The organism is Pedobacter kyonggii (assembly GCF_004310665.1).
Taxonomy (GTDB): Bacteria; Bacteroidota; Bacteroidia; order Sphingobacteriales; family Sphingobacteriaceae; genus Pedobacter; species Pedobacter kyonggii.
Genome location: NZ_SIXF01000010.1, coordinates 67965 through 80990 on the forward strand (window position 1 = coordinate 67965; position 13026 = coordinate 80990).

Here is a 13026-nt window from a genome sequence, read left to right on the forward strand (position 1 = left end):
TTAGAATCCAACCTTTAGTGATAATGTGTATTGTTTTGGAATTGGTAAAGCCACCCCTCCCGATCCGAAGAACTCAGGGTCTTGACCATTTAATCTTTTATCTGAATACAATAGCGCAATATTATTTCCAATTAATGAAATTGATGCATTTGACATGCCCAGTTTTGCAGCCCATTGTTTTGGAACCTCATAACCGATTGAGATCTGCTTAAATCTGATGAAATCGCCTTTTGCTACACGCTCTGTTGAATAATTGTAAAGGTTATAAGGGTATACAGCCCAAACCGTTGATCCATCAGCATCTTTAACCGTCTGATTCACATCGTATGGATCGAGCAAAGCAGGAATGTTGGTAAACGCTTCATCGCCAGGCTTAATCCATCTGTTCAACATATCTTTCGACATTGAATAGATATCTGAATAAGATGCCTGATAAGTTGGATCTAGACGTACATAGTTACCAGCTTGAAATGTAAATAAAGCCGAAACCGTGAAGTTTTTGTACCTGAATTGGTTATAAAAACCACCAGTTAACTTTGGATCAACCGGACCTTCGTATTTTAAATGTTGGGTATTTGTACTTTGCAAATTGATGTAAGTGTTGCGTCTTCCATCTTCGTCAATGTAATATGGAAATCCTCTATTATGATCTAAACCATCAAATTGAATTGAGAACAATCCACGCTGAGAATATCCTTTTAAAACACCACCATCAGCATCTACTAAGCTGAAAATATTTGGACTAACTTCAAGGTTTGTGATTTCATTGGTATTGTAACCGAAGTTTAAATTAGTTCTCCAATTGAAATCTCCAACTTTAACTGGTGTTCCGCCGATGGTTAATTCCAAACCTTTACTTTTCATGGAAGCATAGTTGGCTGTTTTTTGAAATTGACCACCAATACCTGATGTTCGGATGGTACCAATCAAATCGAAAATATTTCTTTTGTAAACATCAACAGTTACGTTTACCCTATTTTGGAAGAATGCCAAATCAGCACCAATGTTCAATTCTTTATTTTTCTCCCAGGTAAGTTCAGAATTTTCTAAACCAGAGATGAAAGTTGCCGTTTCTTTCTCATTGTCATACGGTCTTCTCGTTATCTGGTTATAATATACTGCTGATGAATTTGTAGCGTTACCAATATTTGCAGTTAAACCATAAGTTGCACGTAAAGCAGCTGCAGTGAAGATTTTGCTATCTTGAGGCCAGAATGCTTCCTGATTAATAAACCATTTACCAGATACGTTCCAGGTTGGTAACCATCTTCCGGTTCTGCTACTTCCCATTTTATTCGATCCATCTATACGGCCAGAAGCATTAATAGTATAGCGCTCTTTATATGAATATGCACCGTTCAATAAGAAGCCAGTGAATCTATCATAAGTATTACTCATTCCAAAATAAGGGAAACCCGATTCTTGAGCCCATTTGAAATATTTATATGCAGAGTTTACGATACCCCCATTTTCATATTGATAACCAACACCATCAAAGTTTTCAGCTTGTCTGTCAGTGTAACGTACCTCCATCAAACCCATTCCATACACATGGTGATCCTGTCCGAAAATTTTATCGTAAGTTAATTTTTGGTTGAAGTAGTAGTTTTTCAGATTATCGGTTTTTGTATTGTAGAAACCGCCTTCAGGTAAAACACTTACTGGTAACCTGGTTGGATCTTCCGGATCGGTATACAAGTATTTGTTTGAGCCGATAGTTGTTGCATCAGATGTATTACGATAAGCCAGCACCATATTTGCATTCTCTAATATATAGTGCTGACGTTCTGTTTTAGCAAAACGATAAGCAGCATCGAAAGAGTAATTTAAAGAAGGAATAATCTGGTATCTTAAACCACCCTGAACTTTGAAATCGATTTGTCCGAGTTTAAGATAGTTGTTATCGATTTCGTGAAGGATATTGAATGGAGAAAAGTTTCTGGTAAAAAATTCACGATTGCCATTTTCATCAAAAGCAGTCATCGTTCTACTCGTATTTAAAGCATACGAATATGGGTTGATATCAAAATCTCTTGAGAACTTACCATAAACAGGGTCAGAAGTTCTTTCTAAAGTACCTGGAGCACGCTGATCACGTACGGATCCGTTCGCTAATAATTCAAAACTTAACTTATCACTCATTTTTCCGTTAATCCTGAAATTACCAGTAAAACGATCTACACTGTTTCCAATAGTTTGTCCATTATCATGCAAGTAAGAAGTTGAAGCATATGTTTGAAACTTCTCTGTACCTGAATTAACACTCATTGAGTGTTCTTGTAAAAGCGAGTTTTTGAACAATACATCGAACCAATCGGTGTTGGCATTTGCATAACGTTGTAAAAAATTACTTCTGCTTTGAATGTCATTACGCAATGCGAACGAATCAGTTGAAGGGTTATAGTCATATAACGAATTATACATTTTATAGAAAACACCACCTTCAGAACCTCTTGATGCGCTGGTATGCTGAAAAAAGCCTTTGTTTTCCAATTCCAATAAAACAGACATTTGATCTGCCGAATTTAGAATATCGAAATTATCATAAGTAGGCTTTAAATACGTGGTGAAGTTTCCAGTGTAACTAATTTTAGGTGCTCCATCGGTAACTCTACCTTTTTTTGTGGTTACAACAACAACACCATTCATTGCACGGGCACCATATAAAGCAGTTGCAGCCGCATCCTTCAAAATGGTAAAACTTTCAATATCATCCGGATTAAGGCCAGCAACAGAAGAACCGATAAGTGTATTGGCATCACCGGTTGAAAGTGCCTCATTGGAGATATTTACCACGTCTTCCAAAATGATACCATCCACTACCCAAAGTGGTTTGTTATCGCCAGAAAGTGAAGTAGCACCACGAACACGGATTTTAGGTGCTGCACCAAATGTACCTGAAACGTTTTGAACAGAAACACCGGCAACCTGACCTTCTAACATTCTAGAAACATCAGGAATACCATTACGTTGTGCATCTGATGCTTTTACTAACGTTGCTGAACCTGTAAATAACTTTCTATCAATGTTCTGATAACCATTGGAAACCACATTCACTTCTTTAAGTTGAGCAGCGTCTTCTTCCAGCGTAACATTAATAACCGTTTTACTGCCAATAGGTACCTCGAGTGTTTTGTAACCTATAAAGCTAAAGGTTAAAACGCCACCCTCTGTTACTGAAATAGCATAATCACCTGACCCATTGGTTGATACCGCATTAGCAACTCCTTTTTCTCTTACACTTACTCCTGGAAGTATTGCACCACTTTTATCTCTTACCTTACCAGTTATTTTTACCGCAACAAAATAACCAACTACTTTATCGAAAATACTCTTTTCTTTAGGTTTAATTAAGATCGTTTTATCTTCAATAGTATAGGCTAAATTCCGTCCTGAAATAATTTTAGCCATTACCTCTTCTATTGTCGCATTATTAAAATTGGCGTTTAAAGTAGTAGTACTTTTAATGGTATTGGTCGATAACAATACATCGTAACCAGATTGCTGTCTGATTTCCCTAAACATTTTCTCTAATGTTACATTTTTCTCCTTTAATGTAACCAGCTGGCCAAATGAAGCTGCGCTTACCTGCATTAAAGAGGCAAGCAATATGACCGTAACTAACTTCATAATTAATAGCAATTTAGGTATGTAGCGCCGATGCGTACATAAAATTCTAATATAAATTTTGTACATTTAATAGTCTGTTTTTGTGCGAAGCGCAATAAAGTTTAGACGCCAAAAAGCGTTTCGCGGTTATCCAAGAAATAATTGATTTTAATCGATTCCGGTTTACGGAATAGCTAAACAGATAATAAAGGGGGTGTTGCAAGCACTCCTTTTTTATTTATTTAACGTCGAATCGTCAGGAGTTTTGTCGAAGTATATTCATTAGTTGTTAGTGGTTTTTAGGTTATTGTTGATTAATTAGTTTTATTTTTAGAGATAAAGGTTAGTTACGCCTTCATCTTTTCTCGTTTATTCTTTGTAAACAATTACTTTATTGCCTTTAATATCGAAACGCACCTCTCCGGTCTGCTCAAATTTTCTTAATACTTTTGAAATTTTTTCAAAACGACTTACCGTGCCATAGTACATCACCTCTTTAGCATCTTGATCGGCATATTCTATCTCAACATTGTACCAACGCGCAATTTTGCGTAAAATACTTTCCTGCCTTTCATTATTAAACATAAAATAGCCGTTTTTCCATGCTATTGCTTCATCAACAGCTACTTCTTTTACAGTTATACCTGCAACAGAAACTAAAGATTGTTCTCCGGGTTTAAGCACCTCGCTCTCATTGGTAGTATTATGTGAAACACGTACACTTCCTTCCAGCAGAGTGGTTTTTGTTACCTTTTCATCTTTATAGCTATTAATGTTAAAGTGCGTACCCAATACCTCAACAGCTTGTTTGTCGGTTTCAACAATAAAAGGATGTACTGCATTTTTAGCTACTTCAAAATAAGCTTCGCCATCTAGTTTCACCAAGCGCTGTTTAGCTGTTCCAATATTTAAAGAATACTGAATTGAAGATGCTGCATTTAGCCAGACAGTAGAACCATCGGGCAACTGGATTTGCCACTCACCACCATTTGGGGTCGAAATGGTATTTAATCTGGTATCATTTGCATTTTCTGATCCAACCACAGTATACACCAACTGGCCGTCAGCAGTCTTGGTGATAGAAATCCCGGCTTCTTTAGCTATATTACCTGCTATCGCATCTGAAAGTGAAATTTTCCTTCCATCAGCCAGGGTAAGAATGGCCTTATTTTTTCCAGGTGCCACATCAGAAGCAAAAACATGTTCTTTCTTTTTATGTAAAGAAATATAAGCTGTAAAGGAGAGTACTATAAAAACAATAGCTGCAGCGGCCCATTTTAAGCTGTTCATTAAAATCCGTTTAGGCGATCGGGTTGGTTTGTCTACCGCTAGAATTTTATTCAGTACCGGATTCCATTTCCCCACAACAACTTCAACCGCATGTTCCTCTTCAGCGATAATCATTTTAATGATTTCGCCTGTTAGTAATGAAGAGCCATCCTCAGCCAAAGTTAAAAGTTCTTCCCTTTCGGCCTCATTTAAGGTTTTAGCTGTAAACTGTTGTAAGAGATAATGTACACGTTCTTCCATAAAGATTCTGATACTAAGAAGCAGCAAAAGAAAATTAGGACTATCGGAATACTAATTTTTTCTATTTTATTTTCAAAAAGAAAAAAACAATCGGAAAAAAGAACACAATCCCATGTTGATCGAGGTGTATGCGTATCGATTTTAAGGCAATTACAAGGGCGTTTTTAACTGTATTAGGGGATATATTAAGTATTTCTGCAATTTCGGGAATGGTTTTACCATCACGTCTACTCAATTGGTATATATTTTTGCGTTGTTCAGGTAATTTTTCAACAGCAATGGCAATAATTTTCGTTACCTCGTTTAAATTAATAGTTTCTACAGTATTGTTATGGCTATTTTGTTGTTTCGCAGTAAATGCATCAACAACTCTATCATCTTTAAGTTTCTTGCGCAAATAGCTTAAACATTCGTTAGAAACATATTTATATAGATAGGCTTTCACATTATCCACCTCTGCTAATTTATCACGATTTAGCCAAACCCTTAAAAATGAATCTTGAATAATTTCTTCTGCAGCATCATCAGACTTAGTAAACTTAGCGGCAAAAACCTGGAGTACAGGAAGGTATTTGAAAAAAAGAACAGAAAAAGCCTGCTCATCTCCTCCTACGATTTTATCAATTAGCACATGCTCTTTATCTGCGTTGCTTAGCCCCATAAAATTAGTTCATCACAATTTGCTATGTTTTCCATTATTCTGAGGCGTAATAATAAATAGATTTATCATTAAAAGAGAAGAAAGATTTAAACTAAAACATTTTAGTATGATAATAAGCTTCTTTACCAAATATACTGATTAAGAAATTTTAGCAAGTAAAAAATTAATAAAATAAAAACCCCACTTTTTAGGGTAGGGGTTCAAAAGTTAAGGTAGGGACGACCTTAGTATTGATAATACGGCGAAATCATCAGATAAACGACCACACCAGTTATTGCTACATAAAGCCATAACGGAAAAGTAATCCTGGCAATTTTTCTATGGCGATCGAAACGCTCCGCCAATGCCCTTACATAAGTAACCAATACCAATGGAATAATAGCTATTGACAATAAGATATGCGTTAACAAAATAAAGAAGTAAGCATATTTAATGGCGCCGTCACCTCCGAATTTGGTAGATGGGGTAGTCATATGATAGGCGATGTACATGACCAAAAACAATAGCGAACAGCCAATAGCGGTTTTCATCAGGTTTTGATGTAATTGTATTTTGCCATTTTTTATGGCCCATACTGCAACCACCAGCAGTATCGCTGTAATTCCGTTAATGGTAGCGTATATTGGTGGCAAAAAAGGTAAGGTTGGTGCATCAATTCCCAGATCCTTTAACTTTACTACAAATAAAAAGGCTACAGCTACCGGTATTAAAATGGAAAGAATAATGATCCACTTGCTATATTTTTTCTCGATCGGACTATTTTCCATGCGTATTATTTAATCTCTTTATATTTTTATTATTTCTTAGACTTTGGAAGACCTTCGGGCTCCAAACTTTACCCGCTAAACACTAACCGCTAAGCAATCTACCTACCGTCTTTAAGGTTCCTTAAATATTCGGCGATAAGTACCTTTATTTCATCTTCTAACCTCGTGTTTGCTTCAGCATTATCGGCCTCATAAATGCCGCGTATGCGATGTAAATTATCGATCAGGACTATCTTATTGCTAAAGATGAAGTTGGTCCTTTCTTTTGTATCATCTGCTATTGCATCAAGCAATAAACCTTTTTTAATAAGCGGGTAGGTTTGCACGGTATCGCCAGCTAAAAAGTCCCATTTACCTTCTTTTGCTTTAAACTTAGCCGCAAAATCTTTAATCTTATCCCGATCAGCCGGATCAACAGATAAGCTTAAAAATTTAACTAGTGGCTTTTGTTCATAACCATCAGATAATTTCTTGATGTATTTACTTGTTTCCTGGTTATTAGCACCAGTATAAAATAAATTTAGCACAACAATCTTGTTCTCTAATGCTTTCCACGTGATGGTATCATTTTGCTGATTTACGAGTTTAAAATCAGGAACCTTATGGTAAATGGTATCTGGAATTTTCTTTCCTTTTACGCTATGGAAAGTTGATGCAACTACTTTCTCTCCAAAAATGGGTAAACTCTTGTACCTGTTCTTTGCAAAGTGTGGCAATAAGTAAAAAAACAAAAATCCCGGTATAGCTAAAATGCTTACCAGGATTATTACCTTTTTTATAGGACTTCTTTTCATTAATGGTTCATCATGTGGATGTTTAAAAACCCACCTTCTATCAGCATTAAAACAATAAAGTAAATAATGAAAACGAATGAAACTGTTAATGCAAGCTGTAAACCTAGCTTTTCATATTTTAAGTGCATAAAATAAGCTACAATATAAAATGCTTTTAACAGCGTTAATGCGATATAAATATAATTACCAACATGCTGGGTCATGTATCCTTTCGGAATAAAAACCAACGCGATAATAAACTCTATAACTGTAATTAATAAAAGGATACCAAAAACTTTCCAGATTTTACCTTTTGATAAACCAGCATGGTCATCGTGGCCGTGGCCTTCTGTGCTATGTGAGTGCTCTGACATAAAAATATTTTTATAATATGATAAATTAAACCAAATAGAAGAATGTAAATACGAACACCCAAACTAAATCAACAAAGTGCCAGTATAAACCCACTTTCTCTACCATTAGATAATGTCCTCTCTTCTCGAAAGTTCCATTAATCGTCATAATTAAGATAATAATGTTAATGATTACCCCACTAAATACGTGGAAACCGTGGAAACCTGTAATGGTAAAAAATAAGTTTGCAAATTGTTGCGCAGCAATTAACGATACATCTTCCGGTTTAAGGAAGAAGTGTTTTAATTCTTCTGCAGAAGGAATTTGTCCCCACCAGAAACCGTCGTGGTGTAAGTGGGTCCACTCAATTGCCTGACAGCCCAAGAACATGAAACCACCGATAATGGTTGCGATCATCCAGCCGATAACTTCTTTTTTAGAACGTCTGTGACCTGCCTCTACTGCTAAAACCATGGTTACCGAACTCATGATTAAGATAAAGGTCATGATACCTACGAAAACTAATGGAGCGCCATGTTCTGCAATACCTGGAATAGATTGGAAAACCTTATCTGGAGCTGGCCATGTTAATTTAGAAAAACGCTGAGCGCCGTAGTAGATCAATAAAGATGAAAAGGTAAAAGCATCTGACAAAAGGAAAAACCACATCATGATTTTACCATATTCTACCGACCACGGAGAACGACCACCATTCCATGGTCCGGTTTTAACTTGATCTAATTGTGATACTGCATTCATTTGGAAATAGTATAATAGTTTGTTAACAAATTTAACGGTTCAAAAGTAAAAAAACATACAGATATATCCATAATATATCTATAAAATGCCAAAAAATAGAAGCAATCTCCATTCTGTACTGAACTTTGGCAACAGGAAGGCTTTTATAGCTACCTGCTAAAGCATTAATAATAAGGCCAACACCACCAATAATGTGCAAAAGGTGCATGCCAGATACCACGTAAATAAATGATATGGCTGCGTTGTTTCCTACAAGGGTTGCTCCGGTTCTAACCATACTTCCCCATGCATTAAACTGCATTACACCAAAAGCGATAGCTAATATTACGGTAATCCACAGCATATTACGCTGTAAGCTAAGGTTCAGTTTCTTTAAAGCCTTTGATGCCAGCACTAAGGCAATGCTACTGGCAATAATTACCAAACTAGAGTAAATAAAAGCATCAGGTAAAATTAAACCATGCCCCTTTCCCTTCGAAGCGGCAAATACCAGATAATAACTGGTAAAACCACCAAACATAATTGTTGATGATACGACAAATAACCAAACAATAAATTTCCTTGGTTTAGGGTCAAACGTATCCTGCATCTTTTCCATTGTTAGCACCATAAATTATTTTGCTATAAAATTTAATAATAAGCCCAACTGTACTGCCGGGATGTAAAAAAACGAACAGAACATTACTTTCTTGGCATCAGCCAGTTCTCTGCTCATTAAAAGTTTAAAAGCCAGCCAGCTAAAAATAAGCCCTGCTATTAATGATAAACCTGCGATGTAATATCCACCAAAACCATATAGCGTTGGCAGTAAACTTACCGGAATTAAAATTAATGTACTTAAAAAGGTAAGCAAAGCAGAGGTTTTATCTCTTTTCTTGGTAGGTAACAACCTAAAACCTGCTTTCTTATAATCATCATCCAAAACCCAGGCAATTGCCCAGAAATGTGGAAACTGCCATACAAACTGAATTAAAAACAGAATGCCCGCAATGTAATAATCAATTTCGTGGAACATTTCGGCTTTTAAACTGCCAAATGCTGCTAAATACCCAATAAGCGGTGGTAAAGCACCTGGAATAGCACCTACAAAAACAGCTATTGGCGATTTCCTTTTCAATGGCGTATAAGCAAAAGCATATAACAGGATTGAAAATACAGAAAGCAAACCTGTTTCGAGATTTAATTTCCCCAATAACCAGGTACCCAAAAATGCCATAAAAACCCCCAAGATCAATCCTTGTCCGGTAGTCATTCTACCAGCGGGCATAGGGCGATCTTTAGTTCGAGACATTAGTTTATCTAAGTCCTTCTCAATAATTTCGTTAAAACAGTTTGCAGCAGCGGTTACTAAAAAACCACCGGCAATCAATATTAGCCAGTTTCCCCAATCGATACTAGGGATATGGCCTCTACCTACTTGCATTTTCTGTCCGATCAAAAAAGAGATCGATGCCGAAAATACCACCGTAAACGATAGCCTGAATTTGATAAGTTTAGAAAAATCTGAAAGATATTGCTTCAATTTTCTTAAATATTATTGTTTATAGGTACTTGTTCGGTAAACCAACAGGTACAGATAAAACTGTAAACTAAATAACAGCGTAGAGAATAAAATGTGCAATGCCTGCGCTGCCGGTGGAAAAGCTATATATGCTAAAGCAAAACCACTTAATAACTGTATGAGGAGCGTTATTAACATAAACCTTGCGGTTAACAACGGTGCAGCCTTACCACTAAAACGGTCAATAACCATTTTATATACTACTGCATTGGCAATTACGACCAGTATAGCTAAATCACGATGATAAGAGAATACTTCTCCTACTTTCGAAATCCATGTATTCTTGCTTCCATAAGAAAGTGATTTTGCAATCACATCTACCGCTTCTCTAACTTCAGTCCCTAAAACAATCTGAACGATACTGATTACGAGGGTAAAAAACAAAAATCCCTTCAACCACGCTATTCGGTACATAATTACAGAAGGCGCTTTATTTAATTGCTTTGCGTAATTGTATGTATAAATAGATATCGCTAAAATAACCAGCGCTAACAGCATGTGTACGGTTACCACCCACTGCGCCAGGTTTGTAGAAACCACTATCGAACCTAACCAGCCTTGGTATCCCACCACAAAAAGATTCAGGATGCTGAATACAATAATTCGTTTAGCTGTTTTGCGGTAAGCAAATGAATACACAACTGTTAAAAACAGGAATATCCCCGCTGCTACCCCAGCCAATCTGTTCAGGTATTCGGTCCAGGTTTTAGTTGGATTAAATTCCTCAGGTATGGTGATGCTCTTATCATGCCTAATGCTATCAGCTAAGGCTACTTTACCCATGCTTTCCAGATATTTGGCAAACTTTTCATTCTTCTTTAACCTACCCGCCACATATTTTTCTTTATAATTGGCAGGCAGTTGCGATACATCAGTTGGCGGAATGTAACGATCGAAACATTTAGGCCAATCCGGACATCCCATGCCCGATCCGGTACTGCGCACAATACCACCGGCAAGTATAACCAATAGCGTAACTATGATGGTTATAAGATTAATTCTAATGAAACGTTGCTCTGATCTGCTGACCATATATCTATTAAGATGAAAAGGGTATCCGGATAAGCAGAAACTTAATCAGATACCCCTTTTAAAATTTTATTTTAAGCTTAACTAGCCCTTGTTTTCTGCAACAGGATTAGCCAATTCCCAATCTTGCTGTATTTTTTCTGCTTCTGCATTTCCTTCAAAATCGTGAGGCAAGTTAGAACTCATGGTTTGAGAGAAAGGAACAGTTTGAGGAATAAAGTCGACATCATGTCCTGGTTTACTATAGTCATATGGCCATCTGTAAACCGTAGGAATTTCACCTGGCCAGTTACCGTGTAGGTGTTCTACAGGAGCAGTCCACTCTAATGTATTCGATTCCCAAGGGTTTTGAGGAGATACTTTTCCTTTAAAGATTGAGTAAAAGAAGTTAAACAAGAACGCTACCTGAGCCAGTGCTGCCATAATAGCTGCCCATGTTACAAATACGTTAACAGTTAACCATTTCTTCATAAATTCAAACTCGGTAAATGCGTAGTAACGACGAGGTACACCATCTAAACCTAAGAAGTGAAGCGGGAAGAATACCAGGTAAGCTGCAATGAAAGTTAACCAGAAGTGTAAATATCCCAATTTAGCGTTCATCATTCTACCGAACATTTTAGGGAACCAGTGATACACACCTGCAAGCATACCAAAGATTGCTGCAGATCCCATTACCAGGTGGAAGTGAGCAACAACAAAATAGGTATCGTGTAAGTTAATATCTAATGAAGCATTTCCTAAGAAGATACCAGTTAGACCACCAGAGATAAAGAATGAAACTAAACCGATAGCAAATAACATTGCTGGAGTGAAACGGATGTTACCACGCCATAATGTAGCTAAGTAGTTAAAGGTTTTTACTGCTGATGGTACAGCAATAATTAATGTGGTAATCATAAACACACCACCCAACAATGGATTCATACCAGTTACAAACATGTGGTGACCCCATACGATGAATGATAATACAGTAATACCAATTAACGAGTAAACCATTGCATGGTAACCAAAGATTGGTTTACGTGAGTTTACAGAGATTACCTCAGATGAAATACCTAAAGCTGGCATAATTACGATGTATACCTCAGGGTGACCTAAGAACCAGAATAAGTGTTGCCATAAAATTGGAGAACCACCTTCATTTGGTAAAATATCGGTACCCAATACAATATCTGATAAGTAGAAACTTGTTCCAAAACTACGATCGAATACCATTAACACTACCCCAGCTACAAGAACAGGGAAAGATAAGATACCTAAAATAGCGGTTAAGAAGAAAGCCCAGATGGTTAATGGCATTTTCCAAAGATCCATACCTTTAGTACGCATGTTTAAAATTGTACTTACATAGTTAATACCACCCATTAAAGATGATGCTACGAAAAGTACCATACTTACTAACCATAACGTCATACCTAAACCAGAACCCGGCATTGCTTTGGCAACAACAGATAGCGGTGGATAAACCGTCCAACCACCAGACGCTGGCCCTGTTTGGATAAAGAATGAAGACATCATGATCACACAGGCCATAAAGAAGAACCAGTATGAAAGCATGTTCAAGAATGGCGAGGCCATATCTCTTGCTCCAATTTGAAGCGGAATAAGTAAGTTACTAAATGTACCACTCAACCCGGCCGTTAGTACAAAGAATACCATAATGGTACCATGAATGGTTACCAAAGCCAAGTAGAAATCGGGTTTAATACGACCGCCTTCAGCCCATTTACCTAAAAATGTTTCTAAGAAAGGGAAATTTTGATCTGGCCATGCCAATTGAATACGGAATAAAATTGATAAGCCCATTGCTATTACCGCCATAATAATACCGGTAATCAAAAATTGCTTAGCAATCATTTTATGATCCATACTAAAGATGTACTTTGAAATCAAAGTCTCTTTATGATGTCCATGATCAGCGTGATCGTGATTGTGTTCGTCGTGTAATGCTATTGTTGACATAATTCGTTCGCTCCTGCT

At 36.8% G+C, this 13026-nt stretch carries 11 protein-coding genes; all 11 read right to left on the reverse strand.

Features of this window, described 5'->3' with window-relative positions; all coding sequences use genetic code 11:
* Positions 1–3630 carry a SusC/RagA family TonB-linked outer membrane protein gene (locus EYS08_RS12285; protein WP_244215942.1) on the reverse strand — a complete coding sequence of 1210 codons (3630 nt, stop codon included), beginning with the start codon at positions 3628–3630 and terminating at the stop codon, positions 1–3.
* 348 nt (positions 3631–3978) lie between these two features.
* Complete coding sequence (locus tag EYS08_RS12290) at positions 3979–5139, reverse strand: FecR family protein (RefSeq protein ID WP_131030317.1); 1161 nt, start codon at positions 5137–5139, stop codon at positions 3979–3981.
* A 61-nt stretch (positions 5140–5200) separates the two neighbouring features.
* Positions 5201–5800 carry an RNA polymerase sigma-70 factor gene (locus tag EYS08_RS12295; protein WP_131030318.1) on the reverse strand — a complete coding sequence of 200 codons (600 nt, stop codon included), beginning with the start codon at positions 5798–5800 and terminating at the stop codon, positions 5201–5203.
* 224 nt (positions 5801–6024) lie between these two features.
* Positions 6025–6567: a DUF420 domain-containing protein gene (locus tag EYS08_RS12300; RefSeq protein ID WP_131030319.1), complete on the reverse strand. Its 543-nt coding sequence runs from the start codon at positions 6565–6567 to the stop codon at positions 6025–6027.
* A 98-nt stretch (positions 6568–6665) separates the two neighbouring features.
* The gene (locus EYS08_RS12305; RefSeq protein ID WP_131030320.1) at positions 6666–7361 is read right to left on the reverse strand and encodes an SCO family protein; all 696 of its coding nucleotides are present in this window, start codon (positions 7359–7361) and stop codon (positions 6666–6668) included.
* Positions 7361–7714: a cytochrome C oxidase subunit IV family protein gene (locus EYS08_RS12310; protein WP_131030321.1), complete on the reverse strand. Its 354-nt coding sequence runs from the start codon at positions 7712–7714 to the stop codon at positions 7361–7363. The genes EYS08_RS12305 and EYS08_RS12310 overlap by 1 nt, the downstream gene beginning before the upstream one ends.
* Positions 7715–7739: 25 nt before the next feature.
* Positions 7740–8453: a cytochrome c oxidase subunit 3 gene (locus EYS08_RS12315; protein WP_131030322.1), complete on the reverse strand. Its 714-nt coding sequence runs from the start codon at positions 8451–8453 to the stop codon at positions 7740–7742.
* A 31-nt stretch (positions 8454–8484) separates the two neighbouring features.
* Positions 8485–9051: a cytochrome c oxidase subunit 3 gene (locus tag EYS08_RS12320; RefSeq protein WP_131030323.1), complete on the reverse strand. Its 567-nt coding sequence runs from the start codon at positions 9049–9051 to the stop codon at positions 8485–8487.
* A gap of 15 nt (positions 9052–9066) precedes the next feature.
* Positions 9067–9975, reverse strand: a complete 909-nt coding sequence (gene cyoE, locus EYS08_RS12325; protein WP_029275893.1) for a heme o synthase — start codon at positions 9973–9975, stop codon at positions 9067–9069.
* A 12-nt stretch (positions 9976–9987) separates the two neighbouring features.
* A complete protein-coding gene (locus EYS08_RS12330) occupies positions 9988–11046 on the reverse strand; it encodes a COX15/CtaA family protein (protein ID WP_131030324.1) in 1059 nt (352 codons plus the stop codon).
* Positions 11047–11127: 81 nt separating this feature from the next.
* Positions 11128–13008, reverse strand: a complete 1881-nt coding sequence (locus EYS08_RS12335) for a cytochrome c oxidase subunit I (RefSeq protein WP_208745851.1) — start codon at positions 13006–13008, stop codon at positions 11128–11130.
* Positions 13009–13026 lie beyond the last annotated feature (18 nt).